22 protein-coding genes are annotated in these 26,986 nt (G+C 47.3%); 13 read left to right on the forward strand and 9 right to left on the reverse strand.

The features are described 5' to 3' along the window. Nucleotides 1-233 precede the first annotated feature (233 nt). Complete coding sequence (locus tag NE536_RS14950; RefSeq protein WP_261273173.1) at nucleotides 234-1,535, forward strand: DEAD/DEAH box helicase; 1,302 nt, start codon at nucleotides 234-236, stop codon at nucleotides 1,533-1,535. A 235-nt stretch (nucleotides 1,536-1,770) separates the two neighbouring features. Here the strand turns inward: NE536_RS14950 and NE536_RS14955 are convergent, their stop codons facing one another. After that, nucleotides 1,771-2,661: a hypothetical protein gene (locus NE536_RS14955; RefSeq protein WP_261273174.1), complete on the reverse strand. Its 891-nt coding sequence runs from the start codon at nucleotides 2,659-2,661 to the stop codon at nucleotides 1,771-1,773. Between the two features lie 365 nt (nucleotides 2,662-3,026). Between NE536_RS14955 and NE536_RS14960 the strand changes: the two genes are divergently transcribed. The 3 genes from NE536_RS14960 (at nucleotide 3,027) to NE536_RS14970 (ending at nucleotide 5,321) form a co-directional block, all read left to right on the forward strand. Then, complete coding sequence (locus tag NE536_RS14960) at nucleotides 3,027-3,674, forward strand: peroxiredoxin-like family protein (RefSeq protein WP_261273175.1); 648 nt, start codon at nucleotides 3,027-3,029, stop codon at nucleotides 3,672-3,674. Between the two features lie 99 nt (nucleotides 3,675-3,773). Continuing rightward, the gene (locus NE536_RS14965) at nucleotides 3,774-4,409 is read left to right on the forward strand and encodes a DUF2913 family protein (RefSeq protein ID WP_261273176.1); all 636 of its coding nucleotides are present in this window, start codon (nucleotides 3,774-3,776) and stop codon (nucleotides 4,407-4,409) included. A 159-nt stretch (nucleotides 4,410-4,568) separates the two neighbouring features. Then, nucleotides 4,569-5,321 (forward strand): substrate-binding periplasmic protein, encoded by a 753-nt coding sequence (locus tag NE536_RS14970; RefSeq protein WP_071938323.1) that lies wholly within the window; start codon nucleotides 4,569-4,571, stop codon nucleotides 5,319-5,321. 200 nt (nucleotides 5,322-5,521) lie between these two features. On the opposite strand, the gene NE536_RS14975 is transcribed toward NE536_RS14970, so the two are convergent. The 3 genes from NE536_RS14975 to NE536_RS14985 form a co-directional block, all read right to left on the reverse strand. Further along, entirely contained in the window at nucleotides 5,522-6,043 is a 522-nt protein-coding gene (locus NE536_RS14975) for a hypothetical protein (protein ID WP_012197428.1), read from the reverse strand. Nucleotides 6,044-6,137: 94 nt separating this feature from the next. Then, on the reverse strand, nucleotides 6,138-8,261 hold the full coding sequence (locus NE536_RS14980) for an aldehyde ferredoxin oxidoreductase (protein ID WP_342455086.1): 2,124 nt from the start codon (nucleotides 8,259-8,261) through the stop codon (nucleotides 6,138-6,140). Nucleotides 8,262-8,277: 16 nt separating this feature from the next. Beyond that, nucleotides 8,278-8,922 carry a 4Fe-4S dicluster domain-containing protein gene (locus tag NE536_RS14985; protein ID WP_261273178.1) on the reverse strand — a complete coding sequence of 215 codons (645 nt, stop codon included), beginning with the start codon at nucleotides 8,920-8,922 and terminating at the stop codon, nucleotides 8,278-8,280. A gap of 355 nt (nucleotides 8,923-9,277) precedes the next feature. Between NE536_RS14985 and NE536_RS14990 the strand changes: the two genes are divergently transcribed. Next, entirely contained in the window at nucleotides 9,278-11,644 is a 2,367-nt protein-coding gene (locus NE536_RS14990) for an OmcA/MtrC family decaheme c-type cytochrome (protein WP_261273179.1), read from the forward strand. Between the two features lie 215 nt (nucleotides 11,645-11,859). On the opposite strand, the gene NE536_RS14995 is transcribed toward NE536_RS14990, so the two are convergent. From NE536_RS14995 to NE536_RS15005, 3 genes are all read right to left on the reverse strand, one after another. Further along, nucleotides 11,860-13,638 (reverse strand): flotillin family protein, encoded by a 1,779-nt coding sequence (locus tag NE536_RS14995; RefSeq protein WP_261273180.1) that lies wholly within the window; start codon nucleotides 13,636-13,638, stop codon nucleotides 11,860-11,862. A gap of 36 nt (nucleotides 13,639-13,674) precedes the next feature. Next, nucleotides 13,675-14,310, reverse strand: a complete 636-nt coding sequence (locus NE536_RS15000) for a YqiJ family protein (protein ID WP_106649876.1) — start codon at nucleotides 14,308-14,310, stop codon at nucleotides 13,675-13,677. A gap of 106 nt (nucleotides 14,311-14,416) precedes the next feature. Continuing rightward, complete coding sequence (locus NE536_RS15005) at nucleotides 14,417-14,983, reverse strand: DsrE family protein (RefSeq protein WP_261273181.1); 567 nt, start codon at nucleotides 14,981-14,983, stop codon at nucleotides 14,417-14,419. A 63-nt stretch (nucleotides 14,984-15,046) separates the two neighbouring features. Here NE536_RS15005 and NE536_RS15010 point away from each other — a divergent pair, with 63 nt between their 5' ends. From NE536_RS15010 to NE536_RS15030, 5 genes are all read left to right on the forward strand, one after another. Then, on the forward strand, nucleotides 15,047-16,552 hold the full coding sequence (locus tag NE536_RS15010) for a carboxypeptidase M32 (RefSeq protein ID WP_261273182.1): 1,506 nt from the start codon (nucleotides 15,047-15,049) through the stop codon (nucleotides 16,550-16,552). Between the two features lie 194 nt (nucleotides 16,553-16,746). Next, a complete protein-coding gene (locus NE536_RS15015; RefSeq protein ID WP_261273183.1) occupies nucleotides 16,747-17,244 on the forward strand; it encodes a GNAT family N-acetyltransferase in 498 nt (165 codons plus the stop codon). Then, complete coding sequence (locus tag NE536_RS15020) at nucleotides 17,241-17,591, forward strand: DMT family protein (RefSeq protein ID WP_006082592.1); 351 nt, start codon at nucleotides 17,241-17,243, stop codon at nucleotides 17,589-17,591. The genes NE536_RS15015 and NE536_RS15020 overlap by 4 nt, the downstream gene beginning before the upstream one ends. A 28-nt stretch (nucleotides 17,592-17,619) precedes the next feature. Further along, complete coding sequence (locus NE536_RS15025; RefSeq protein ID WP_220592355.1) at nucleotides 17,620-17,877, forward strand: DUF2960 domain-containing protein; 258 nt, start codon at nucleotides 17,620-17,622, stop codon at nucleotides 17,875-17,877. A gap of 53 nt (nucleotides 17,878-17,930) precedes the next feature. Then, entirely contained in the window at nucleotides 17,931-18,440 is a 510-nt protein-coding gene (locus NE536_RS15030) for an RDD family protein (protein WP_006082594.1), read from the forward strand. A 140-nt stretch (nucleotides 18,441-18,580) separates the two neighbouring features. On the opposite strand, the gene lptG is transcribed toward NE536_RS15030, so the two are convergent. Both lptG and lptF read right to left on the reverse strand, forming a co-directional pair. After that, the gene (lptG, locus tag NE536_RS15035) at nucleotides 18,581-19,639 is read right to left on the reverse strand and encodes an LPS export ABC transporter permease LptG (protein WP_006085768.1); all 1,059 of its coding nucleotides are present in this window, start codon (nucleotides 19,637-19,639) and stop codon (nucleotides 18,581-18,583) included. Continuing rightward, nucleotides 19,636-20,748: an LPS export ABC transporter permease LptF gene (gene lptF, locus NE536_RS15040; RefSeq protein WP_011847425.1), complete on the reverse strand. Its 1,113-nt coding sequence runs from the start codon at nucleotides 20,746-20,748 to the stop codon at nucleotides 19,636-19,638. Before lptF ends, lptG begins: the two co-directional genes overlap by 4 nt. A 243-nt stretch (nucleotides 20,749-20,991) precedes the next feature. Between lptF and pepA the strand changes: the two genes are divergently transcribed. The 3 genes from pepA (at nucleotide 20,992) to NE536_RS15055 (ending at nucleotide 26,230) form a co-directional block, all read left to right on the forward strand. Beyond that, the gene (gene pepA / locus NE536_RS15045) at nucleotides 20,992-22,500 is read left to right on the forward strand and encodes a leucyl aminopeptidase (RefSeq protein WP_106649869.1); all 1,509 of its coding nucleotides are present in this window, start codon (nucleotides 20,992-20,994) and stop codon (nucleotides 22,498-22,500) included. Nucleotides 22,501-22,829: 329 nt separating this feature from the next. After that, on the forward strand, nucleotides 22,830-23,333 hold the full coding sequence (locus NE536_RS15050; RefSeq protein ID WP_261273184.1) for a DNA polymerase III subunit chi: 504 nt from the start codon (nucleotides 22,830-22,832) through the stop codon (nucleotides 23,331-23,333). A gap of 20 nt (nucleotides 23,334-23,353) precedes the next feature. Then, complete coding sequence (locus NE536_RS15055; protein ID WP_261273185.1) at nucleotides 23,354-26,230, forward strand: valine--tRNA ligase; 2,877 nt, start codon at nucleotides 23,354-23,356, stop codon at nucleotides 26,228-26,230. Nucleotides 26,231-26,986: the final 756 nt, after the last annotated feature.

Here is a 26,986-nt window from a genome sequence, read left to right on the forward strand (position 1 = left end):
GAGCCGTCGCTAAGGCTTTTATCTCTTGGCGATAAAATGATGCCGATAAAATGCCAAAACACTAAAAAGTTCAGGTTTTAACCGAAATTTTTGCTATACTCCGCGCCCGCCATTTTTCTTATAAAATCTGTGTGGAAGAATGAGCCAGTCGGCACGCCTCTCTCCTTAGTCGAGTAAACAATAGAGGCTCGCGGTGCTTGAATGTTTGAATAAGTGAACGATAGGAATCCAAAATGAGATTTGAATCTTTTAGTTTTTCCCCCGAGATTTTGCGCGCTATCTCAGATTGCGGTTATCAACAAATGACGCCTATTCAGCAGCAAGCGATACCTGCTATCCGCCGCGGCCAAGATGTCTTAGCCAGTGCCCAAACCGGTACGGGTAAAACCGCCGCTTTCGCGCTGCCGATCCTGCAAAAGATGGTTGAAAATCCAAGCGAAACGTTAAAGTCGAATGCCCGCGTATTAATCCTTACGCCGACCCGTGAGCTTGCGGCTCAAGTGGCAGACAACGTTACGGCTTACTGCAAATACTTAAACTTCAGCGTGTTAACCATTTACGGTGGCGTAAAAATCGAGACTCAAGCGCAAAAGCTGAAACGCGGCGCCGATGTAATCGTTGCCACCCCAGGTCGCTTACTTGAGCACCTTACCGCCTGTAACTTAAGCCTGTCGAACGTCGACTTTTTAGTCCTAGACGAAGCCGACCGTATGTTAGACATGGGCTTTAGCGCCGATATCCAAAAGATCCTGCAAGCGGTCAATAAGAAACGCCAAAACCTGTTGTTCTCAGCCACTTTCTCAAGTGCGGTAAAAAAACTCGCCAACGATATGATGGTTAAACCGCAAGTGATCAGCGTTGATAAGCAAAACACTACAGCCGACACCGTCAGCCAAGTCGTTTATCCGGTTGAACAACGCCGTAAACGCGAACTGCTTTCTGAGCTTATCGGTAAGAAAAACTGGCAACAAGTGTTGGTATTTACTGCGACCCGTGAAGCCGCCGATACGCTAGTCAAAGAATTAAACTTAGATGGCATCCCATCTGAAGTGGTCCACGGTGACAAAGGCCAAGGCAGTCGTCGCCGCGCCCTGCGTGAATTTGTGGCAGGTGATGTACGCGTACTGGTTGCCACCGAAGTTGCCGCCCGTGGTCTGGATATCCCAAGCCTTGAATACGTAGTCAACTATGACTTACCTTTCCTCGCCGAAGACTATGTCCACCGTATCGGTCGTACAGGCCGTGCGGGGAAAACTGGCGTAGCCATTTCTTTCGTGAGCCGCGAAGAAGAACGTACCTTAGCCGATATCGAAAAACTGATCGGTCAACAAATTCGCCGCGTCACTGTGCCAGGTTATGAAGTGGGCAGCCGCGAATTGCTGTTAAAGCAATTGCAAACCCGCCGTAGCTTTGCCAAGAAGCAACAAAGAACCGACAACGTCGGCGCTCAAGTTACTGCTGAGAAAAACATGCAAGGCCGCCGCGTAAAAATGAAGGTGGGGCAAGCACCTAGCAAAGCGAAAAAGCTGAAATAAACAACTAACATAGGCAATGCACCTCGCCTATCAGTCTCGTTATTAAAGCAAAAAGCGTCCCAAGGGACGCTTTTTTTATTGAGCCGAATTAATGAGCTACAAACCATAGGCTATAAGAATGACTCGCTCTCAAAGATGGCTTATCCCAGTCCGAACTCTGTGACGGACTCAATCGGCAAGTTATCCCCCTACCTCATTTGCACAATACTTAACCCACGTAACTGAGGCCGATCACTTATTCCAAAAAACCACCAAATAACTGTTTAAGCCTTTGCTCATCAATGGGATTTTCGCCGCGCCAACCCGCTAGCGGTAAGATGATGTCAGAGCGGATACTGCCCGGGTATTTGATATTGCAGATCGCTTCAAATGGCGTAAATGCTTCATAAAGCGGCGTAACATAGGGATTTGGCATGATGCCAAGCTCAGCTAACACCGTCAGTTGGCCACGGAAACTGTACTTTTTAAATTGAGGAATAATCTTGGCTTTCTTCACCCTTTGCTCGAGTTTTCCGGGTGTTTCATCTAAAGGAGCCTGACGGATAGCTTCAATTAACGCACTGAAGATGGCCACATCCTCTGCATTGGGTTTACAAGGCGATAGCGTACAAAATTCTTGTAATTCTATGAGGTTGTGCGCCCAGCGCTCGTTCCACACACTGCCAGCGTAACAGGAAAAGATTTTTTGCCCCTGCTCAATCCAGTTAACGCGCTTGATGGAACACATAGGACAAATGTCACTATCGGTTGCCATCGAATGTTCTGGTAGCACCTTCGCAAACAGATAGCTGAGAATGGGTTGACGACCGCGCGGGAAACTTGAAAAACCACATAAATAGGCCGCCAACAGATTTTCCAGTGACAAATTAGGCTCTAGGAGTAGTTTTTTATAGGCAAGAACGGCCTCATCATGGCTTAGCTTAACCCTGTTATTGACCGGATAGCCACTCTGTTCAATCAATGCGATTTCGGTATCAGATAGGCCTTGATAGGAGTAGATATTAGTTCCCGTATCGACATCAAACACATCGCCATTATCGATTCTTTGTTGATAACCATGCTCGTCTTTGCGGTACGACTTTTTATAATAGACTTTCTTTAACGCCTTAAATAATCCCTTATCCATTTACCACTTTCCTATTGAAAAAATTACCAAACATCACTTCAGCCTTTCAAGGCTGTGGCAATATTATCACTTTCGCGTTCGGCGCCCCAACTTAGCTCACTCGATCTGCTGACTCGATTAGCTCACTCACTCAATTAGCCCACTTTATCGGCTCACACCATTGACTTATATGAGACTAAAACGAGCTTTTGGGTGATTGAGCAATCATTGCTTTAAAAACACCACGAAATCTGGATACACACTGCAATAAATTGCTGCATTCGCCGTTCTTGTAACAGTCTTCCCCATTCACGCCCCAACAAGCGTACAAACCAGAGCCAATCGCTTGAATTGATAGAATAACCCATAACAAAGAGAGATTACTTATGCCGTCCCTACTACAGCGCTTTTTACTGACCACCAGCCTACTGCTTGGCAGTTTTACCACACTAGCTCAACCTATCGCTAAGGATGAATATTCGGTTAGCCCACTGCTCAATGGCGAACAAATTCCCGCAATTACCTTACAAGATATGAATGGCCAAAGCGTTGATTTAGCAAAATTAACCGCACAAAAACCAACCATTTTCTTTTTTTACCGTGGCGGCTGGTGCCCCTTTTGCAACAACCAAATGGGGCAACTAAAGGCGATTGAACCTGAATTATTAAAAATGGGCTTTCAGTTAGTGGGTATTTCACCCGATACACCAGCTCAACTTAAGGCTTCGGCGGCAAAAAATGAGCTTAAGTATCTACTGCTTTCCGATGAAAAAATGCTGGGAGCGCAAGCCTTTGGCTTAGCTTTTTACACAAGCGAAAAGGTCACTGAGATCTATACTTCGCGTCTTCATGTTGATAATCCAATGTGGACGACTCCCGAGGGAGCCAAGCGTTTAGTCTTACCTGTGCCCGCCATTTATATTAGCGATGATAAAGGTTTGATTCATTTCCAATATGTTAATCCTAACTACAAGGTCAGACCCGCACCTAAACTGATCTTAACCGCCGCAAGTTTGGTGGGATCGCAAGAATAAATATCGGTTTATCGACCGCTTTGCTAAACTAGCTCCGCCGCAATCAATATCGTCCAAGTTCAAATAGATAACATCACTTCAGCCCGCGGCGGAGTCATAATGAATTCTCAAACCTATAACCAAGCTGTGCTCGAACTCGCCCTTGCGGGTCTTGCCGATTTAACCGCTTCAGCACAGACCAAGAAAGCCCAGCGCACTTCTGCGCAGGAAAGTCATTTTTTGTGTAATTGGATGGTCGAGTCCTTAAAGGAAAAACGCTTTTCTAAACTGGTAGCCGACGATCTCACGGCTTGGATACGTTTGGCTCGCAGCCAAGGTGCGGGCGCCGAACTCAAACGTTTGTTAGAAAGGATTGTGCATCAATATCAAACAGTTGAGACATCAGAGCAAGCGTTAGGTACGGCATTAAATGCTATGATAGAAACTTTAAAGCAAGCCGAATGGTTGGTCTTTACTGACACTGAAATCAGCGCCAAGCTCAAACTCGATGCTGATGGCCAATCTAGCTTAGTCATTGATGCAAAAGAATTTAACCAACATATTAAAGACAATCAATTGGTCAAACCAATCAACTTCTATGTCCGCGCCGATGAACAGACACTAACGCGTATCGCCCTATCCCATGGGTTATTACTCAGCCAAGGTAATAAGAAAACCAGCTTGATTAAGCACCATAAAACCTACCAAATTTTCCCGCATAATCAACAGCCAGCCCTGTGTCAGCTATTAGCTTAGGTGTCATAGCGTAAAGTGTAATGGCGTAAAGGTGAAAACTGTTTAACTATGGCTGATGTGACTGACTGTGACCCAATAAACAATTTATTCACACAGTTTAGGTAGAATGGCCATCGGATAGGCCTTGGCTAAAGCAGAGATAACAAGGATAAAAGCAATATGGTTAAGCGATGTTTGCAGTATAAACACTTAGTTCGATTTGCCTTGTTCGCCCTTTGCTTTACTCAACCACACGCCTATGCGGAGCAGCTCAAATACAATATCACTGGCTCCTATTCTTGGTATCCGTATTTTATCGGCGACCAAGCAGAGGCGCCGGGGATGATCACTGAGCTTATCCCGATGATTTTATCCCTCGCTAAAATCGACGGTGAAATCCTCACCCTGCCGCCAAAGCGCACTAATAACGCACTGGAAACCGGTCAACTCGACTTTGATATCGTCAGCCCGAGTTGGTTTGAAAAGCAGGATTTGGGGCCGCTGTTTGTCAAATCCGCCCCCATAATGCAAATCACCGAATATGTGGTCACCCTGCCTGAAAATGTCAGTAAATATAAGGATATCGACCAGATAAAAGGTAAACAAATCGGGACTGTGCGCGGTTATTTATACCACGACGATAAGGACTTTATCCGTGCCGACTTTACCTCTGAGCAAGAGTTAGTCAAAGCCTTAGATAAACACAGAGTCGATGCGATTATTTCCGGTAATTATCCAGCCTTGTATTGGTCGACTCAGTTGCGGATCCCTGTCGCCCTTGCGGCGGTGCATTCCGATGGAGACTTAGTGTTTAGGTTACGTAAGGAACATGCCGATTTGCTGCCTGCCATCAATCAAGCGATTGCGACCCTAAAAGCCAACGGTAAGATTGATGCGATAGTCAAAAAGTACACCCAAACACTGGCAAGCTGAGCCTATGTTCAAGCATTGGCGTTATTAAGACCACAGTTACAGCTTGGGCTTAGCTCAATCGTTTTCTTTCGTTGTAACATCATCAGCATGCCATCGGTCCACATTTCCCGTCATCAATAAAAAAGCGCCCGCAGGCGCTTATCGATACAGTTCCAAGGTTTATCAGCATTTATCAATAGCTCAACTTAATCAGCTTAATGTCAGTTTGACCATTCACAGGGATCGTAATTGGCGAGGACTGCGGCATAACTGTGGCTCAGTCCTTGAGTCGAGTAGTAGTAACCTTTGCCCTGTTTATCCACGGCATAATGGATATCTTCCGCCCCAAGCTGCTGCGGCAATTGCTCACGCACCTTGGCTAATTGGGGCTCATCATAAAGATAGGGGGCAAAAGTCAGCACGCTCTCCTGATACACCTCAGTATGGCGGCAACTATTGCGGCGAATTTGAGCTATGATGGCCTCAAATGCATCACCGCGCTCCAGTGCTAACCATTGCTCGGCATAGCGCTCAACGATACTTTTGTCGGAATAGAAAAAATGCCGCTTATCCGACAAACGCATCTGCACATCCGCATAAGCCTCATTGAGGATCAGCTGAATATAACCCGCAACCGTTTGCTTATTATCCCATTCCAGCCCTGCCACGGCGGCAATTTGCTCCGCCGTGACTAAACGTCCATGTTGGCTAAATACTCGGATATAACCGACGAGTTCAATCATTTGTTCACTCATAATGTCCAATCATAGCGCCCAATCATAGTGTTCACTCATAATGTCCAGTCATAGCGCCAATCATAGTGCCCAACTAGAGTGTTCAAGCGGGTAACAAGCCTCGTGCCGCTAATTTGTCGGCGACAAAGCCCAGACTAAACTTGTCGAGTGTGGCCCGCGTTGGCGCTCCCGTTTGAATGTCCCAACCAAAGGCTTCGTAGAACATGTCCAGCGAGGTTTGCATGTCGGCGCGGTCCATCTTGATGGTGCCCTCTTCGCCAAAGTTTTTGTCTGGGTCCATGTCGTAAACCCAGTCACTGAGCACATCGTGCTCTTCACGCATATTGCCCTCATTCATCTGCAACATGGTTAAGGCGCGGTGCAGATGCAAGACTCTTTCCGCCTTGAAATCTAACTCAGTTTCACTGGTTTCAATCCCTGTGACTAGGCTGAACATTTGCGATTCTATGGTGCTATCGCCTTCATAATTACGGTTCTTATCGGGCGATGCCAATAGCGGGAACATCCAATTACACAGTGTCAGCGAGTCATGCAGCACGTTTTTCACTAAAGACCACTTCGCAAAACGAACCTTAGCGGCATTAATCGGGGTATACCACTGCACCTTATCAAAGGCGCCCTCGCCCCATTTTTTCTTGGCGATAGCGACTGTCATATCGTGGGGTAACCCACTGTTAACTATGTTGATGTGGGAATGGCACTGGGCATCGCGGTTAAAGACGACGTTGATTAAGGTGCCCACCTGACCTGCAGTTTCACTCGCATGGTGCACGGCGGCATTAGTTTTTCGGTTAAAGACCTTGGTTTTACTCTCTTTATGTATGTCCCAATACCCTAGTGCGGGGTTTGTGCCATCCAATCCCCAACGCGCGATTAAGTCATATAAGCCATCCGCCATATGGGAAATTTCGCCTTCTTTGTAGGCAATGCGGCGATAGAAATCGATTAAGAAAGCAGGATCTTGATTATCCCAAAGCGCCCAAGGAATGCTGTTGTATTCCTCTTCTGGCAGTAAATCTTTGAACATATCGTGTGTTTTTAAAAACTTAAAGATATGAGAAATCAAACCATAGTTACACCAAATGCCGTAGTCATCGAGGATCTGTGCCCCCAAGGCTCCCGCCATTGCATGTGCTTCAGAGCCGTTTGTGGTGCCCATCAAATACTGAGGCACGAGGAATCCCATACAGACGTTGGCAATATGCTCGGTTTTACGACCATATTTACTCTTTAGTTCAGGGACTTTAAGCTCGCAGAAACAACGTATTGGGCATGAATGACAACCGCCAGTGCGCTTCATCCACTTGTTGGCATATTCGACGCCTATGTAGCTTTCGGCCATCGAAGTACGAAATCCAATACGGTTACGCTCATTCCAAGGCACTTCGCCTAAATCGATTTCTTGATCGGCGGCGCCCCACTTAAGGCCAGGTCGTGATTTCCAGCGACTGATAGGGGCTGAGTACTCGGCCCAAGATTGCGGCGTCGAAGGCACCACACCATTATTATTGGCGCCGATAATTCCTAAAATATGGTCATCTAAGGCGCGCATTTTTTCATTATTGGCGGCAATTTTGACGGCGCCGGTGCCGATAATGCCGATCCCTTTACAATTTTTTGAGCCCATAACTGAGCCATGACCACCCGCAGAGTGTCCGCCCTGAGTCATGATGACAGACAGAGGCACTTGGTTTTCACCCGCTTGGCCAATCGCCGCCACTTGTGCATTGGGGCCCATCATTTGCGCTATCATGGCGTGGGTATCGAATATGCCTTTGCCCCATAGCGCATCGGCGGGTTCAATAGTGACCTTGTCATCGACAATTTTTAGCCACACAGGGCTCGCCGCTTTGCCTTCAATTGCAATCGCATCGAAGCCGGCAAATTTCATTGCAGGCGAAAAATGGCCACCAAAGTGACCGTCGGCAATAAGGTGTTTTTCAATCACTGGACTACGGGAAGTAATCGTTGTTCGTCCAGTACAAATCACGCCTGAACCCGTTAAAGGCCCCGCAGAGAAGACAATAATATTCTCAGGATCGATTGCCTTTATATTGTCCTTATGACCATCCCACAATATTTTATAGCCAATACCCATACCACCAATATAGTCATAATATTTTTCTATGGGATCATACGAAATCGTATTTGTCGTTAAATTAACTCTAAGGACTTTTCCTGCCCAACCACCAATTATATTACTCATCATATTTCACCTCGATTCAAGAAACTAAGCCGGTATATTTTTCATATTGTTCTAATGCAGCTTCGGCTTCATCCCAAGGATAAAATTTAATTGCCCCAGTAGGACAAACTTGAGCACAAGCAGGCTGGCCATTGCATAAATCGCATTTCACGGCTTTCATTTTACTGCGGACGACTTTAATCACTTGCTGCGGACATTTATCCGCACAATAACCACATCCAACACAGAGTTCTTCATCAACCACCTTGGCGCCGGTTAGCGGGTTGGTTGAAATAGCCTGTTGCGGGCACACTTGTGCACAAACTTCACATTGGTGGCAAGTGGCAGGAATTATGGTGCCATCACCGCATTCGCCATGCTGCATGTGATAGTTGAATTGCATGCCATGCGGGCCGAAGTTCATGTTATGTTCGACTTTTACGCGCGCCAGCGTTGGACTACTGTCGCCCTCGTGGTTCCAGCTGCAGGCAATCTCGCAGCGTCGACAACTCACACACACCACAGGGTTGACCACCATTAAACCACCGGCCATGACTTCTACGACTTCCTGACTGTCATTGTCGCTGCCACAACCGGTAAGAAAGCTAATCAGTGTCCCGTGATATACAGTACCGACAGCAACGCCCATACTGCTTTTAAGTATTCCTCTTCTGGTAATCATATTCGATCCTTTATTAGTCAAAGCAATATAATTAAAATATGTATACACTTTGATTCCCGACAATTTATGCTAGAGTAATATCTATTATTATTTTACGTCTGCGTCACACTTACCCAAATTGGGGCAGTATTAGATCAAGTTACACGACTTGTGTCTGACTAACGCTTTTAAGAATTAACAATTAAATATATCGAAAATTAAAATAATGCTTCAATTCAAATTACCTCAATATAATTAATCAAAAAGGTTTAAAAGCGGTTAATTAACTGCCACTCAACGTATAACTCAGTTAATATCTAAAACGCATACATTCCGATTAGAGTCCCGACAGAATCTAATTAAAAAGGAATGGAAAATGATGAACACGAATACCCGTTCTCAATGGAAAATCTTTACGCCAATTGCTGTTGCAGTCTGTCTGATGACCGCCTGTTCCGATGGTGAAGAAGGTAAAGAAGGCCCACCTGGAATTGTGAGTATCAGCATAGAACAGGCCGATACTCTTAAAGCGACAATCGAAAAAGTCGCTATCGATGCGCAAACTCAAGTGCAGGTCGATTTCTTTCTCAGTAACGCCAATGGCATTGCCGTCACTGGACTAGAAAACCTTAAGGAGCTCGATACCTTAGGCCTTGGTATCGCCAAGCTTGCACCGCCGCAGGCGCACTATCACATCACTCAAGCCACAGCTGACGCTGCGGCGCAGAATAGCGCTGTCGCAATAGGAGCTGCCAGTACGACGGATGCCGCATTGCAATGGACTAGCTACATCAACAATCAAGTGGAACCTGCGACCAATGCCCAAGCCAATGCTCAGACCCAATTTCAAGCGGGCATTGAAAGCAGCTGTAAAACGACGTGTTTAACCTCGCTAGGCGCAGGTCTATACCGTTATACCTTTAGCAAAACTCTGACGGCATACCCGCAATTTTCGGGGCTCGATACCCAATACACGCCTGAGCTGACCCACAGGATTTACCTAGAACTCAAACCGTTAGCCAATAGCCCAATCGACACTCAGTTGATTAACAGCGTATACGACTTTGTTCCCGCCACGGGGCAAACCGTCGCAGCGGACATGGGCCGCAAAGTTATCGCACCTGAGCAAGCCTGTTTTCGTTGCCATAATGCCGATTTGGCCAATGCCGATACCCGCCTTTTGATGCACGGCAGTAAACGTTTTGCCTTTGAAGGCTGCGTTGTGTGTCACTCGACTTATTCTGGCGATCCTGAAACCGGTAACAGCTTAGATATGGCGACATTGACGCACCAAATCCATCAAGCTAAATATCAAATCGTCGGCCACAAGGGACAGTTATATGACTTCTCCAATGTGACCTTTCCCGGCGATATGAAGCAGTGCCAGCAATGTCATATCGCTGACGCAACGGCGCAAAGCAGCAATTACAATATCCCCAGTAAAACCGCCTGCCTTGACTGCCATAAAGCGCAAATTCCCGCCGACTGGAATGGCACTGTCGCGGGGTTATTCCATAATAGGGAGATTTTTGCCAAGCCATGGGCACTCAGCTGTAGCGGCTGTCACCCCGATAGCAATAATCCCCAAGGTGTCGGGCTATTTCACAATGCCGCAGTGAACACGGCCGCTAAACTGGCGAGCGATTACCAAGTTAAGTTACTGAGCTCGCAGCTCAGTGTTGAGGCGCAAACTCTAGTCGTCACACTGCAAGTGCAGCAACTTGACCAACTTCCCGCCACTCAAGCCATGATTAAATCTTTCTGGTTAATTGCCGCGGGTGAAACCAATCACGCCAACATGCCAGTCAGTAATGGCCAGCGTAAAGTGTGGGATTTATTGGCAAACACGAGCGATGTTGCCTTAAACATCACGGCGCCGAATCAGTTAACGGTCACTATATCTAACTTGTCGACTGCTGACTTTGGCGATCTGAGCCAATCTAAGCTCTACAGTAAATTGGTGCTCTGCGCCGATAAAAACACTGGCTTTGCCGTTGACTGTAATATCGCCAATCACAATGTGAACCTCAGCGCGTTGAATACGCTCACCCTGCAAGGTCAAACGGTTACGGCAAAGGCTAAGGTCGATGAAAAGGCTTGTCGCCAATGTCATGATCAAGGCTTAGAGGATAGAGTTCTGTCGGCGCATCAAATGAGGGGGATTTTTGAGCCCACTAGCAGCTGCGGCACTTGTCATGCACCGCAAACCGCAACCGCGCTCACAGATGGGCAATGTCAAAGCTGCCACAGCAATGATGCAATCATGTATCTCAATGCAGGCATAATGCATACTCCCGGTGCCGACCAAATCAAGCCCTATCGCACCATGAACAATACCTTGAGCTACAGGGAATTAGTGCATTCACTGCACGCGGGAACCCGTACTGTCGTCGGTTTTGATAACCCACGCCCAGAACTCACCTACCCTAATGCGAAAAATAATTGCAGTGTTTGCCACAGTGCAGGACAGCTGGATCTTGCGGGACTGAGTGCAGAGCAATCCCTGTTAGTTGCCGCACCCGATGCGGTCAACAATGGCCAAATTGCCGAGTATTCGCCAACCTTAGCAACCTGCGCCGCCTGTCATACACAAACAGATAGCTTAGTGGTTCATGCACGTGGCTTTGGTGGGGTTTATCAAAGCGATGCAAGCGGAGGGCGAATTTATCAAGCGGGACAAGAATCCTGCGCCATCTGTCACGCCGAAGGTCGCTTATCGGGTGTCGATAAGGTGCACCAATAGGCTGGTAGATTTTATCTCCCCCAAAAACAAAACCGCTCGCAATAATGCGAGCGGTTTTATTTAATCAGGCTTATTTATCAAGCTGATTTACCAAGCCTTGAGTCAGTGCTGACTTCACTCAGCGCAAAAGCTTACTTGGCGGATTTAATCTCATAGAGCTAACCTTATGAAGTTAATCTCATGAAGCTAACCTCATTGAGTGAGCTAAGTCGACCTTACAGCTTAGGCACGCTTTGACTCTCGACCACATGCGTTTGGCTGTAATCTTTAAGCTCAGCATGAGACGACTTCACACCACTTAACGCCTCGGCGGTTAACGTATTATTGCCGTTCAATAAATCATTCAAGGTGCCAGTATCACCGTTCACTAAGCCCAGCTCTCTGAGCATGGCATCAACCACCGGCGCATTAGCGCGATAGTTTAATGCGGCACTGGTGACTTGCTCGGCAATGCCACCTTGATGGTGAGCGCCTTCGGCACCCGCGGCAAATTGATTGCCAGCGCCATAGCCTTGAAGAATTTTAATGCCTTCGATGTTTTCCAACGGTTTAACGGCTTGTGCCACAATTTCAGGCAAGGCCTTCAAAATGGCGAGGGATTTTTGCAGGGCAATTTGCTCATCACTTAAGACGTTTTCAGCTTCGTAAAGTGCTTGCTTACCCGCAGCTTCAACGGCATAGACTTTCTCATCTGCTTCGGCCTGCAGTTTTTTCGCATCGGCGCTAGCGCGCGCTTCAATCAAAATCGCACTCGATCTGTCTTCGGCGGCACGTTTCTCGGCTTCGGCTTGTACTGTTACGCCTACCGCATCACGCTCAGCTTCTTTACGGGCATCAATCACTTCAATCTCTTTACGACGATTCGCTTCGGCCACTTGGCGCGCTGTGATTACCGCTTCTTCTTTCTCAACTTTCAGTTTTTCGGCTTCAGCAGCACGGGCACGGGCAGCAGATTCTTCTTCAGATTTGGCCGCAACCGCAATGCGTTTTTCCTGCTCAGAAACTTCAATATCCCTTTGCTGTTGAATGCGCGATTGTTCAATCGACTTATACTTTTCAATCTCGCGGGTTTCGATATCTTTAGTCTTTTCGATTTCAGCGGTTTCGATAGCGCGCTCTTTAGCAATTTCGGCTTCGCGTTCTTCACGGGCCTTGTTTTCTTTCTGCTTAATGATTTCCGCTTTTTGATCGGCGCGTTTAAATTCCAAAGACTGTTGCTGGATCAGGCGTGCTTCTTCTTCCGACTTTTCAATCTCTAGGGATTCTTTTTCGGCTTCGAGGTTTCGTTGCTCGATCTTAATCCGGTTATCCTGTTGGATATCGTTGGTTTCTTTACGTTTTTCTTCAATGATTTTCGCCAGACGCGCACGACCTTCTGCATCGAATGCGTTGTTTTCATTGAAGAACTGCAGATCAGTTTGATCAAAACCCGTTAACGAAACCGACTCGAGTTCGAGACCGTTTTTCTCCAGATCGTTAGCTACGTTATTTTGCACACGTTGTACAAAATCGGCACGCTGCTCATGCATTTCTGTCATAGTCATTTCAGCGGCAACGGCGCGGAGTACGTCGACAAACTTAGACTCCATCAGCTTTTTAAGTTCTTCGACACGGTTTGTGCGCGTACCTAAGGTTTGCGCCGCCATCGAAATACCATCGGAATTTGGGGCAACACGTAGGTAGAAGTCGGCCTTCACATCGACACGCATTCTGTCTTTAGTGATCAGCGCATCTTTCTGAGTTTTTTCCACTTCGATACGCAGGGTATTCATGTTGACCGAAATGGTTTCATGCAGCACTGGCAGTACGATAGCGCCGCCATCTTTAATGATTTTCTCACCGCCAAAGCCAGTACGCACAAAGGCCATTTCTTTGGTTGCACGTTTATATAACTTGGCAAAAATTAACCCGATCACGATAAAGCCAAGTAACACCATACCGGCAACGAGCAAAATAAAACTACCGGATGAACCGATATCAGTTAACACATCCATTTGATTTCCTTTCAATTGATTTATAGCTGGGGACGATTAATTATCAAAACACGTAGCAGACCAGACACGGCCTTCACGCTTAAGTAGCACTACTTGAGTGCCAGAGGCAAACTCGATACCCGAGGTTTCAGGCTCGACTAAGACGTAATGTTTTTGTTGGTGTTTATCACGCACAACGGCTTCAGAGGGCATACCTTTGATGGCGCAGCCTAAGGTAATAGTCGCAACATAGCCGCTCAAATCATCAAGCGAAATTGCGCTCGATTCATTTTTCGGCAGATGATCGGCCAGCACTCGACCGAGATAACGGCAAGAAAAGGCACTCGCAACTATAGCTATCGGTAAGGTGAACAATTGCGGCAGTAAAAGGCCAGCAACATTGAAACTGATAAAATTGACGATATAACCCGCTATCGCAAAACTGGTCAGCGCGAGCACAAACCAAATCAATAACGGCAGTCGATTGAGGCACAGCCAACCGGCAATGCCTGTGAGTCCACCGGGGCTGACATCGGCGTCATAATCCGCATCGATAGGCACCCATTGGTCTAGCGCACTCATCATGCTTAGGCCAATAACTAACGCGAAGGCTTCAAACACACCGAGGGCCAGAACACAGGCAAAAGCTATGGTGTAAGGTAAATTAGGCTGCTCAACTAAAAACGCCCACATAGTCATCTCCTTGAACAATACAGCATTCCATTTATTTCACTGTAATTATCGACTTATGCGCCACAGAATAGCAAGCCAAGCCTAATTTCCAAACTAAAAATTTACCCTAAAATGGATTTTCACTGTAACCCTGCTGCGCCAAAATAGCGTGGGCTGTCATCGCCGATAATGCCATATCGACTCCGGGTAATAATGAGGCATTGGTTAAATCGAAATAGGCGGCGCTCTGTCCGCAGATATAAAACTTCACGCCGTGATCAACCAGAGCCTTAACCAAAGCGCGATTAGCGTTTACCGCACCTGAATGCTGCTTGGCATAAAAAGCATCATCAGCTAAATCGCTGATGCCGCCACCGTGCACCACCATAGCAAGCTCGATTTCAGTTTCGTTAACGCCTGCCGCCACATGCATGTTGATGAAACGGGCTAAACTTTCGAGCTGACGATTCGTCTTGCCCACATCGGCCGCCTTACTCATATCAAAAGCCACTTTAAACTTCATGCCCTTAGGAATGGGCATCATGCTATCGACTTTGGCAATCTGACCAAACTCAGGAATAGCAGGCCCAGCCACAAATTTATCGGCGCCCGCCTGCGCCGTCGAAGCGATAGCGGCGAGGGTCAGGCACAGCGCAGCCTTAAGCGTTTTAGTGCTATATGATTTTGACTTCATTGTATTATCATCCTGTTATTGTTATTTATTCGCGCAGGTTTTATGCGCCAGAAGGGAAATCCCATGGGCACACCTAAGACTAAAGTACCAACGCCAAGTTACGACAAACTGACGGCACATTTCCAGAAAATTTCTCACTTTGAACATTTCAGCGCTTTGGGTGACTGGGATCAAGCGGCCATGATGCCGATGGGCGGTGGTCAAGATCGCGGCGATGCAATGGCTGAACTGGCGCTGCATATCCACGGTCTCAAAACCTCAGACACCTTAGCCGAGCACTTACACGGCGCGGAGGACGAATCACTCTCAACAGAGCAAGAAGCCAATCTGCGGGAAATACTGTACCAGTATCAACAGGCCAACTTAGTGCCCGGCGACCTAGTACAAGCCAAAACCAAGATGGCTTATCAATGCGAGAATGCGTGGCGCGAGCAGCGTAAAAATAATGATTGGCAGGGCTTTAAGCCCAATCTAAAAGCGGTCATCGACCTTGCCAAGGAAGAAGCGCAGATCCGCGGCGAAGCGCAAAATATCACGCCCTATGATGCCCTGCTCAATAAATTTGAACCGGGAATGACCACGGCAAAGCTGGAACAAACCTTTGGCGGCCTGAAAGATTGGCTACCGACACTCATCCAAGATGTGCTGACTAAGCAGGCAAACGAGCCTAAGCTTGTGCTCAATGGCCCCTTCGATATCAGCGCGCAGCAAGCCCTTGGCCGTGACGTCATGGCGTTTTTGGGGTTTGACTTTAATCACGGCAGGCTGGATATGAGTAGCCATCCATTTTGTGGCGGCGTGCCAAGCGATGTGCGGATAACGACCCGCTACAATGAGGCCGATTTCAGTAGCGCAATCATGGGCATAGTTCATGAAACAGGCCATGCCAGATACGAGCAAGATTTACCTCAAGCGTGGCGCGGTCAACCCGCTGGGCTTGCACGTTCTATGGGCGTCCACGAAAGCCAAAGTCTATTTTGCGAAATGCAGCTTGGGGCAAATCCGGCATTTCTACGTCAGTTACAGCCTAAAATCGCGCAGCATCTTAACTGTCATTTCAGTGCCCAAGAATTAGCGCAACATTATACCCGCGTAAATCCCGGACTTATTCGCGTCGACGCCGACGAAGTCACCTATCCTTGCCACATTTTGCTGCGGTTTGAGGCAGAAAAAGCCTTTGTCGATGGCAGCTTAACCGTCGATGATTTACCTGATTTTTGGTCGACGCAGATGCAACAATTACTGGGGATCAATACTGATGGCAATTACCGCGACGGTTGCATGCAGGACATCCATTGGGCTGTCGGTGAGCTAGGGTATTTCCCAAGTTACACCTTAGGCGCCATGTATGCCGCTCAATGTCGTTTTGCGATGGAAAAAGCCTTAGGGCCAATTGAAGCCCTAATCGATGCAGGCAAGTTGGACTCGGTATTCCAGTGGCTGCGCGAGCACATTTGGTCGAAGGGATCCTTACTCACGACCGATGAACTGATCCGCCAAGCAACGGGCGAAACCTTAAATGGTCAATATCTTGAGCGTCACCTGCGCCAACGATATCTGGGCATTTAACCGCTGCGGATACTTAAAAGCGCTGAAAGCTCAGTTTATACGGGTTTTAAAGCGCTTTATATTGCCGCTGGAGCCTGCATTTTGAAGCCGCTTGAGGTTATAATGCCGAGCTTATTTGAATCAGGACTCTTTCTACGGAGTTCCTTCAACAGAACTCTTGAAACGGGGCTCTTGAAACAGGATAAATGTCTGCCATGTTACTGCGAGCAATCACCCCACAGGATTGGGATGCCATTTTAGCAATCCAAGATGAGTGTTACTCACAACTGGATCCTGAGCCCTTGCACGTGCTGCAAAGTAAATGGCAGGTATCACCACAATCTTGTTTTGTGTTCGAAGTGGATAAGTCGGTTGTCGGTTATTGCTTGGCTCACCCATGGACCACCAATATGCCGCCCGCGCTCTATCAGCCCATTACCCATTTACCTAAGGCAGATACTTTATATCTGCACGATATTGCGCTTTCAGCCAAAGCCCAAGGTTTAGGCGCCGGTGCTAAAGCACTCACCCGCTTAACACTGCTGGCGGATCGATATAATCTCAATTCCTTGTCCCTCGTTGCCGTTCAAGGCGCCGACAGTTATTGGCTAAAAATGGGCTTTAAGCCTCAGGCCATAGACAAGTGCCTTGGCAGTTATACCGACGACGCTATGTATATGATTTATAAATTTAATCATAGAGATGAAAGATGAATCCAACCCTGACCACTATTGGTTTACTCTGCCTAAGCAATATCTTTATGACCTTTGCTTGGTATGGGCATTTGAAAACCTTAGGCTCAAAGCCTTGGATTATCGCCGCCTTAGTGAGTTGGGGCATCGCCCTATTTGAATACTTGCTGCAAGTACCCGCTAACCGTATCGGTTACACGGTTATGAACGTCGGCCAGTTAAAAATTTTACAAGAAGTCATCACCTTAAGTCTGTTCGTCCCCTTTGCCTATTTCTATATGAAAGAACCATTGAAGCTCGATTACCTGTGGGCAGGATTGTGCATATTAGGTGCTGTGTATTTTATTTTTAGAAGTGAATTTAATTAATTTCAGACTTAATTCAGGAGAGCTCCCCATGGCCCGTCAAGTCACTTATACCTTCAAAGGTACGACTAAAACCATCGCCTTTAGCTACGACAAACACCATGATTTATATGAAGCCGTGGCCGAAGCCGAAGGTATCGATCTGAGCAAATTTTTGGCTATGGAACAACAAGTCGCCATGACGTCGCGCAAGGGTGCTAAGGCTGAAAAAGAATTCAGAAAAGTAGAATTTGCCCGCTTTGGCTTTAGCAATATCCACTTTGTTAGAGACGAAGAACCTGAAGCCTAGGCAGGTATCCATATTTGTATTCGCTTTAAGCACTTTAAAAACAGGACTCTGTGATGCTCAATACCGAACATGCTAACTTTCCCCGTGCGGGATTCTTTCGCCGCTTAGGTGCTGCAGTTTACGATTCGCTGTTAGCCGTGGCCGTTTATATGGTTTCTGGCGCTGTAGGCTTTGGCATTTTCTACGGCCTTACCGCTTCAGGATTGGCTGGCATGAATGGCTTTGAGCATGTCTCTGACGCGCTCAATGGCACGCCGATTTACCATGGTATTTATCAACTCTGGCTCGTCTTGTGTGTCGGCACATTCTACGCATTATTCTGGAGTAAGGGCGGTCAAACCTTAGGGATGCGCGCTTGGCGGCTTAAGATCCAACATCCAAACGGCCAAAACTTAAGCATGATCACGGCCTACGCTCGCATCGTTTGGTCACTGCTCGGCATTGGTAATCTGTGGATCCTCATCAATGGCAATAAGCTTGCCCTACAAGATAGTATGACCCGCTCAGAAGTGGTTGTCTTGTCTAAAGAAGCCAATCAAATGCGTAACTGGCACGGCGCCTAAGTTTAGTTTCTAGTAAATTGTCAGCATAAAAAAACGACGCAAAAGCGTCGTTTTTTATGGGCTATTTTTTAGGGACTGTTCTTATAAACTATTCTTATAGACTATTCTTATAAACTAAATGGTGAGTAATAAGATGAGTATCATCGCCGGATAAAGTAGAAGGCAACGCCGGTAAACAACAAGCTTGGTGCCACAGCCCCCACATAGGCAGGTAACTCATACACTATGCTCATAGGGCCGAAAATCTCATTACTGATATAAAAACTAAAACCCGCCACAACCCCGAGCAATACCCGAGCGCCCATAGTCACAGTTCGCAGCGGCCCAAATACAAACGACAGTGCCACTAACATCATCACAGCGACCGTCACTGGCTGCATCACCTTGCGCCACAGTGCCAATTCATAGCGGCTAGGATCTTGGCTGTTGGTTTTAAGGTAATCGAGATAACCGACCAGACCGCGGATAGATAACGCCTCAGGTTTAATCGAAACTACACTGAGTTTATCCGGCGTTAAACTCGACTGCCATTGATCTTCTTCCAGATACTCAAGCACGACTTTCTCATAGCTTAAATCGGTACGTTTGACGTCGAATAAACGCCAACGGTCTTGGGAAAACACCGCGCGGTCCGCATGTACAACGTTGGTGAGCTTGAGTTCGCTATTGAACTTATAAAGCGTAATGTTGTTGAGTTTATTGATGTTTTCAACTTCACCAATGTTCACGAACAAATCACCGTCTTTTGCCCAAATACCGCGGTGGGACTTAATTAAACTCCCGCCTGAGAGTTTAATAGCTTGCAACTCATTAGCCTTTTGCTCGGCAATCGGTGCGCCCCATTCCCCTAACACCATCACCAGCAACATCAAGGGCACAGCGGTTTTCATCGCAGACATAGTGATCTGCAAACGTGACATGCCAGAAGCTTGCATTACTACAAGTTCAGAGTTCGATGCCAGCATTCCCATGCCAATCAACGCGCCCAGCAGCACGGCCATAGGGAAAAACATTTCGATATCCCGTGGCACTAAAAACAACACATAGATGCCCGCATCCATCATGCTATAGGTGCCACGACCGACTAAGCGCAGCTGGTCAACCCATTTAATGATGCCCGACAAGCCAGTCAACACCAGCAAACACAGCGCTGAAGTGCTTAACAATACTCTGGCGATATAAAGGTCTAATATCTTCATGCCGCCACCTTCTTATGGGCAAACAGGGTCGAGATACGACTAAATATAGGCCTATCTTTGCCGAGCAAGAACAGCCCCATCAAGAGCGCTGAAATATGGATCCACCACATGCCTAAATACAATGGAATAATCCCATCTTGCAATGCCTTACGTCCGGCGACCATGAGGCCAAAATAGCCAAGGTACAAGAGTACTGCAGGGAACATTTTAGCGAACTTACCTTGACGCACATTTACCCGCGCCAGTGGCACCGCAATCAAGGTCATGATCGGAATCGCCAGCGGAATGGCAAGACGCCAATGGAATTCGGCAACGGCTTCCGCCCCTTCGATTTTTACGAGTTCATCGACGGGCAGCGCAGATAACTTACGCCGACGCTCGTCGACTTGCTGCTCTTTAATCTGCATTTTATAACCACCAAATTCGATCATTTGGTAGTCCTTCGCCTTCGGGCTGCCTTGATAACGCACGCCATCATTCAGGTTTAACTGCTGCGCACCAGAGCTATCTTCCTGCACTCGCCCACCTTTGGCCACCACCACATTGGTGACGCCGGTTTCGTCATCAGGGTCTGGCAACTGGGCCACAAACACTTTATCTAACTCGTTATCTTTACCGATACGTTCGACAAATAATACCGCGCGACCATTTGGGCTCGCCTGAAAACGCCCTTGCACTAAGGCCGCAAGCCCGGCTTCGGACTGGGCTTTTTCGAGCACTTGGTTTTGCTGCTCTTCTGCCCAAGGGGCGACATAAAGGGATAAATAGCCGGTAAACAACATATTGATCACGGCAAGAATCAGCGTCACGCGGGTGACATACCACTCACTGACCCCAACACCGTGGAGAACGACCATCTCATTTTCGGAATACATACGGCCATGGGCTAGTAAAATCCCCAAGAACAAACTTAACGGCAGGACTAAGATCACCAGATAAGGCAAGTTAAGCCCAATCAGGGTCATGATTAAAGAGGCGGGAAAATCGCCGTCGGAGGCATCGGCCAGTATACGCACGAAATGCTGGCTAATAAAAATAGTTAACAGCACTAAAAGTACCGCAATTTGTGCCTTTAAAACTTCTCGAATAAGGTATTTAAATACAATCACAGGCAGGATCCGGTCTCTAAACTTATCTTTTTGCTGGTAACAGACTAACTTTCATGTAAACTGTTTACTTTTGATAGTTTTCTGACCAGCTTCAGGGGTTCTAGGTAAACTTAACGTCACTAAATGCGTGACTCAAGCGCCGAGAATAAATCACCTTTGGAGTAATAACTTAGGCCCTTTTCGGGACAAGCAGACATTATCCAATAAATATAAAAATTTGTCTTTAAGAATCTAGGAGTGCTCATGGAGTTTAGCGTAAAGAGCGGTAGCCCCGAAAAACAACGCTCAGCCTGTATCGTGGTCGGTGTTTATGAACCCCGTCGTCTGTCTGGTATCGCGGAGCAATTAGATAAAATTAGCGAAGGTTATATCAGTAACCTACTGCGTCGCGGCGATCTGGAAGGTAAACCTGGCCAGATGTTGTTGCTGCACCATGTTCCTAACGTATTGAGTGAACGTGTTTTATTAGTGGGTTGTGGCAAAGAACGAGAACTAGACGAACGCCAATACAAACAAATCATCACTAAGACAATCAACACCCTTAACGAAACAGGTTCAATGGAAGCAGTTTGCTTCTTGACTGAACTGCACGTGAAAGGACGCGATACGTATTGGAAAGTGCGCCAAGCGGTTGAAACCACCAATAGCAGTCTTTATAGCTTTGATGCCCTAAAGACCCGCAAAGGTGAAACCCGCCGTCCACTGCGTAAATTAGTGTTCAATGTACCCACTCGCCGTGAATTAACCTTAGGTGAGCGCGCCATCGAGCATGGTATGGCAGTGTCTGCCGGCATGCACTTATGTCGCGATGTGGCCAACATGCCACCTAATATCTGTAATCCAGCCTATTTGGCCTCGCAAGCGCGCCAAATGGCTGAAATGCACGACACCCTGCATGTCACCACTATCGGTGAAGAGCAAATGGCCAAACTGGGCATGAACTCATACCTTGCAGTCGGTCGCGCCAGTGCTAACGAATCCATCATGACAGTGATGGAATACAAGGGCGCTGTCGATAGCACAGAAAAACCCATCGTATTAGTCGGTAAAGGGTTAACCTTCGACTCGGGTGGTATTTCATTGAAACCTGGCGAAGCCATGGACGAAATGAAATATGACATGGGCGGCGCAGCGGGTGTTATCGGCACCATGAAAGCCATCTGTGATATGAAGTTACCTATCAACGTTGTGGGTATTCTGGCTGGCTGTGAAAACATGCCATCGGGTAATGCTTACCGTCCAGGTGACATTCTGACCACTATGTCAGGTCAAACCGTTGAAGTGTTAAATACCGATGCGGAAGGCCGTTTAGTGCTGTGTGACGTATTAACCTATGTTGAGCGTTTCGATCCTGAACTGGTTATCGATACTGCAACCCTGACTGGCGCATGCGTAATTGCCCTTGGTAAACACGCATCGGGTCTATTCTCATCGCATAACCCACTGGCACACGAGCTATTAAGTGCCGGTGAGCAAAGTGGTGACCGCGCATGGCGCATGCCATTGTGGGATGAGTATCAAGATATGCTCGACAGTCCATTTGCTGACATGACCAACTTAGGTGGTCGTCCAGCAGGTGCTATCACAGCAGCATGTTTCCTCTCGCGCTTTGCTAAAAAGTACAACTGGGCTCATTTAGACGTTGCGGGTACAGCTTGGAATAGCGGTGCTAACAAAGGTTCTACGGGTCGTCCTGTGCCACTATTGACTCAGTTCCTGATCAATCGTGCAGGCGTTGAACTCGGCGAATAGCCGACTATCCGGCCTTAGTATGTTAAAGGCTCGATAAATGAAAGGCGAAGATGAAAATCTTCGCCTTTTTTATTTTCTTAATTTAATCAGAAAATCGATTTCCTGAATAAAAAACTGAACAACTAATGGTTTTAGAATAATTTTTCAAAGAGTTATAGCTCTACCCTCTTCATCTTCAACGGCTTAAAAGCATCCCATTAAGTCCAGCCAGACAGTGATAGATAAAACCGCACCGTAAGGTTTGCCCTAAGCATTAACCCATACTGACTTTTAGTGTAAACTGCTGCTCTCGTTCGCCACTAAAACAAGTGAAGCAAGGCATTGAAATCATGACTCAAGTGCTGTTTTATCTTATGCCGCCAGTGGCATCACCTGCCAAGACCAAGGTAGATTCACCTGTTGCAACCGCGAATGCAAACCCTGCACTTTGCGAGATGCATCTTCTGGCATGCCAACTGGCGCAGCAGGCTTTTGTGAAACAACAATGGGTCTATATCCATTGCCAAGATAAGCAGCAAGCCCATGCGATCGATGAACTTTTATGGCAGTTTGAGCCAAGTGCTTTTGTGCCGCATAACCTCAAAGGTGAAGGCCCGATGACGGGATCGCCGGTAGAAATTGGTTTTGATCGCCTCGGCGCCAACAAAAGTCGCCAAGTTCTGATTAATCTTGCAGACCAAGCGCCCCCATTTGCGGTAAACTTTGGCCACATTATCGATTTTGTTGCCAATGACGATCAGCATAAAGCGGTCGCTCGCGAACGTTATCGACAGTATCGCGGCTTAGGGGTCAATTTACAGACCCAAGACTTAGCAACACATCCACTTAATTAGTTTGAGACAGACACGTTCCCATGGAAAAAACATACGATCCGCAGTCCATCGAGCAAACGCTTTACCAAAACTGGGAAGAGCAAGGTTACTTCAAGCCACACGGCGATGAATCCCAAGGCAATTATTGCATCATGATTCCGCCACCAAACGTGACGGGCAGCTTGCACATGGGCCACGCCTTCCAAGACACCATTATGGATACTTTGACCCGTTACCAACGGATGAAAGGCAAAAATACCCTATGGCAAGTCGGTACTGACCATGCGGGTATCGCCACCCAAATGTTGGTTGAGCGTAAGCTTGAAGCCGAAGAAGGCAAAAATCGCCATGACCTAGGTCGCGATGCCTTTATGGATAAAGTGTGGGAATGGAAAGCGCAATCGGGCGGCACTATCACTAAGCAGCTACGTCGTATGGGCGCATCTGTTGATTGGGACCGCGAGCGTTTCACTATGGACGAAGGCTTATCTAAGGCCGTGCAAGAAGTGTTTGTACGTCTGTACGAAGACGAGTTGATTTATCGCGGTAAGCGTTTGGTCAACTGGGATCCAAAGCTGCACACAGCTATCTCTGATTTAGAAGTGGAAAGCAAAGAAAAACAGGGCCATATGTGGCACCTGCGTTATCCACTGGCCGACGGTGAACTGACCGCCGATGGTAAAGACTATTTAGAAGTCGCTACCACGCGTCCAGAAACCATGCTCGGCGACAGTGCTGTTGCAGTGCATCCCGATGATGAACGCTATCAAGCGCTGGTCGGTAAGTTTATTCTGTTGCCGATTGTTAACCGCCGCATTCCTATCGTGGCCGACGATTACGTCGACATGGCCTTTGGTACAGGTTGTGTGAAGATCACCCCAGCCCATGACTTTAACGACTATGAAGTCGGTAAACGTCACAACCTGCCAATGTTCAACGTACTGACCTTAGATGCCGCCATTCGTGCAAGTGCCGAAGTGGTGAACTCTGACGGTACCTTTAACAAAACGCTCGATGGCAGCCTGCCTGAACGTTTTGCCGGACTTGACCGTTTTAAAGCGCGCGATGCTATCGTCGCCGAATTTGAAACCTTAGGGCTGCTGGAAAAAATCGCGCCGCACGCCTTAAAAGTCCCTTACGGCGATCGCTCAGGTGTGGTTATCGAGCCAATGCTGACCGACCAATGGTATGTCGCTGTTGCGCCAATGGCGAAAACCGCTATTGAAGCCGTTGAAAATGGCAGCATTAAATTTGTGCCGCAGCAATACGAGAACATGTACTTCTCGTGGATGCGTGACATTCAAGACTGGTGTATTTCGCGTCAATTGTGGTGGGGTCACCGCATCCCTGCATGGTACGACGAAAACGGCAAAGTCTATGTCGGCCGCAACGAAGCCGACGTCCGTGCTAAGCACAATATCGCCGACTCAATGACACTGCGCCAAGACGAAGACGTACTGGACACTTGGTTCAGCTCAGCCTTGTGGACTTTCTCAACCTTAGGTTGGCCTGACAATTTAGAAGATTTAAAAACCTTCCACCCAACCGACGTGTTGGTGACAGGTTTTGACATCATCTTCTTCTGGGTTGCCCGTATGATCATGATGACCATGCACTTCATCAAAGATGAAGACGGCAAGCCACAAGTCCCGTTCAAAACTGTCTACGTAACCGGCCTTATCCGCGATGAAGCGGGTAACAAGATGTCAAAATCTAAGGGTAACGTACTCGACCCATTAGATATGATCGACGGTATCGGACTTGAAGATTTAGTTGAAAAACGTACCGGCAACATGATGCAGCCACAACTGGCAGCCAAGATTGAAAAGAGCACTCGCAAAGAATTTGCCGACGGTATCGAAGCCCACGGCACAGATGCACTGCGTTTTACGCTTGCGGCAATGGCATCAACGGGTCGTGACATCAACTGGGACATGAAGCGCTTAGACGGTTACCGTAGCTTCTGTAACAAGTTATGGAACGCCTCACGCTACGTGCTGATGAATACAGAAGATCAAGATTGCGGCCCAGGCTCACCAGAGCACAAAGGCGGCGAAATGGAACTGTCGTTGGCCGATCGCTGGATTATTGGCTTGTTCAATCAAACCGTTAAGACCTTTGACGATCACATGACAGCCTACCGTTTCGACTTAGCAGCCAATACCCTGTATGAGTTCACTTGGAACCAGTTCTGTGACTGGTACTTAGAATTAACTAAACCGGTATTGCAAAACGGCACTGAAGCACAAATGCGCGGCACCCGTCACACCTTAGTGACAGTGCTCGAAGCGATGCAACGCCTGATGCACCCTATGATGCCGTATATCACTGAAACCATCTGGCAGCGCGTTAAACCGTTAGCTGGTGTCGCTGGTGATACCATCATGCTGGCACCGTTCCCAACATTTGATGCCGCTAAAGTCGATAGCGCAGCAATGGCCGATTTAGAATGGGTTAAGCAAGTGATCGTCGCTGTGCGTAACATTCGCGCCGAACTGAACATTGCCCCATCTAAGCCACTAAATGCCCTACTTCGTGGTGTTAGCGCGCAAGATAAAGCCCGTGTTGAAGCCAACCAAACCTTCTTCACCACACTTGCCCGCTTAGAAAGCATGACTATTTTAGCCGATGGCGAAACTGCGCCTATGTCGACCACAGGTTTGATTGGCGAAATGGAGCTGCTGATCCCTATGGCAGGCTTAATCGATGTCGCCGCCGAAATGGCCCGTATCGACAAACAGCTTGAAAAACTCGGCCAAGAGATCGCTCGTATCGAAGGCAAATTGTCGAACCAAGGTTTTGTGGCAAAAGCTCCAGCCGAGGTTATCGACAAAGAGCGCGCTAAGATGACCGATCTCAAGCGTGACATGGACAAGCTCAACGAACAAAAATCAGAGTTCGCTAAGTTAGAAGCTTAAGCTTCTCATTCACTCTGATTCACTTGTTATGATTGGTTCTAACGGAATGAAGGGCAGCCACTAGGCTGCCCTTCTTGTATCTATATCGCTGCAATCTATGAGCGATTATGAGCCTTCATCTACGCTTTTGAGACAGATGCAGTACTAAATCCAAACCCCTTTAACTTACTGCACCGCATTGAAACCACCTCACCACTTATCTTAACCATCGCTCATTAGCTCACAAGTAGACCATCACTGCCTGCATGAGCAAACAACACACATGTAGACCAAAGAGCAGCTAATACCTCCCGAGACAGCACTGATAGACTGACATGGAGTGCTGACATAGATATCTAATGTCGTCATAGACTCTCGGCACAAGCAAAAACAGATTATTTAGTGAGTAGAACCTAAAAAGAGAAGTGTTAAAAGCGAAATGGCTGAAGATAGCGACACAGAAGAAAGCTAAACCGAGATAGCTAAGCCATAGAATGATCAGCCGAAGGATAAGTAAACCAATAGATGAGAGGTAAAGAGAGGTAAGCCGAAACGGATAAAGCAATAATGAGTTAACCATATATGGACGCCTCAGCTTTTACAACACTTTTGAATGATTGGTTCACTACCATATATTCGGCGTCTAAATAGGCTTTTTACCCGCGCCATGATGTAAATCCGAAACCTATTACCTTATCACTACATCGGCATTTAATGCCTTGGTCAAGTCAGGCTCTAATAGGTACGGTTGACCGTTTATTCATCAGTGCATGTAAA

This window comes from Shewanella septentrionalis (assembly GCF_025370265.1).
GTDB lineage: Bacteria > Pseudomonadota > Gammaproteobacteria > Enterobacterales > Shewanellaceae > Shewanella > Shewanella hafniensis.

Excerpts from the sequence above, each read along its gene's own strand:
- NE536_RS14950 (WP_261273173.1), top strand. The coding sequence starts at position 234 with ATGAGATTTGAATCTTTTAGTTTTTCCCCCGAGATTTTGCGCGCTATC.
- NE536_RS14980 (WP_342455086.1), bottom strand. The coding sequence starts at position 8,261 with ATGAGTAATATAATTGGTGGTTGGGCAGGAAAAGTCCTTAGAGTTAAT.
- NE536_RS14975 (WP_012197428.1), bottom strand. The coding sequence starts at position 6,043 with ATGATTGAACTCGTCGGTTATATCCGAGTATTTAGCCAACATGGACGT.
- NE536_RS14985 (WP_261273178.1), bottom strand. The coding sequence starts at position 8,922 with ATGATTACCAGAAGAGGAATACTTAAAAGCAGTATGGGCGTTGCTGTC.
- NE536_RS15025 (WP_220592355.1), top strand. The coding sequence starts at position 17,620 with ATGGCCCGTCAAGTCACTTATACCTTCAAAGGTACGACTAAAACCATC.
- NE536_RS15015 (WP_261273183.1), top strand. The coding sequence starts at position 16,747 with ATGTTACTGCGAGCAATCACCCCACAGGATTGGGATGCCATTTTAGCA.
- NE536_RS14955 (WP_261273174.1), bottom strand. The coding sequence starts at position 2,661 with ATGGATAAGGGATTATTTAAGGCGTTAAAGAAAGTCTATTATAAAAAG.
- NE536_RS15000 (WP_106649876.1), bottom strand. The coding sequence starts at position 14,310 with ATGTGGGCGTTTTTAGTTGAGCAGCCTAATTTACCTTACACCATAGCT.
- NE536_RS14990 (WP_261273179.1), top strand. The coding sequence starts at position 9,278 with ATGATGAACACGAATACCCGTTCTCAATGGAAAATCTTTACGCCAATT.
- NE536_RS15005 (WP_261273181.1), bottom strand. The coding sequence starts at position 14,983 with ATGAAGTCAAAATCATATAGCACTAAAACGCTTAAGGCTGCGCTGTGC.
- NE536_RS14960 (WP_261273175.1), top strand. The coding sequence starts at position 3,027 with ATGCCGTCCCTACTACAGCGCTTTTTACTGACCACCAGCCTACTGCTT.
- NE536_RS14995 (WP_261273180.1), bottom strand. The coding sequence starts at position 13,638 with ATGGATGTGTTAACTGATATCGGTTCATCCGGTAGTTTTATTTTGCTC.
- NE536_RS15055 (WP_261273185.1), top strand. The coding sequence starts at position 23,354 with ATGGAAAAAACATACGATCCGCAGTCCATCGAGCAAACGCTTTACCAA.
- pepA (WP_106649869.1), top strand. The coding sequence starts at position 20,992 with ATGGAGTTTAGCGTAAAGAGCGGTAGCCCCGAAAAACAACGCTCAGCC.
- NE536_RS15030 (WP_006082594.1), top strand. The coding sequence starts at position 17,931 with ATGCTCAATACCGAACATGCTAACTTTCCCCGTGCGGGATTCTTTCGC.
- NE536_RS15010 (WP_261273182.1), top strand. The coding sequence starts at position 15,047 with ATGGGCACACCTAAGACTAAAGTACCAACGCCAAGTTACGACAAACTG.
- NE536_RS14970 (WP_071938323.1), top strand. The coding sequence starts at position 4,569 with ATGGTTAAGCGATGTTTGCAGTATAAACACTTAGTTCGATTTGCCTTG.
- lptG (WP_006085768.1), bottom strand. The coding sequence starts at position 19,639 with ATGAAGATATTAGACCTTTATATCGCCAGAGTATTGTTAAGCACTTCA.
- NE536_RS15020 (WP_006082592.1), top strand. The coding sequence starts at position 17,241 with ATGAATCCAACCCTGACCACTATTGGTTTACTCTGCCTAAGCAATATC.
- NE536_RS14965 (WP_261273176.1), top strand. The coding sequence starts at position 3,774 with ATGAATTCTCAAACCTATAACCAAGCTGTGCTCGAACTCGCCCTTGCG.
- NE536_RS15050 (WP_261273184.1), top strand. The coding sequence starts at position 22,830 with ATGACTCAAGTGCTGTTTTATCTTATGCCGCCAGTGGCATCACCTGCC.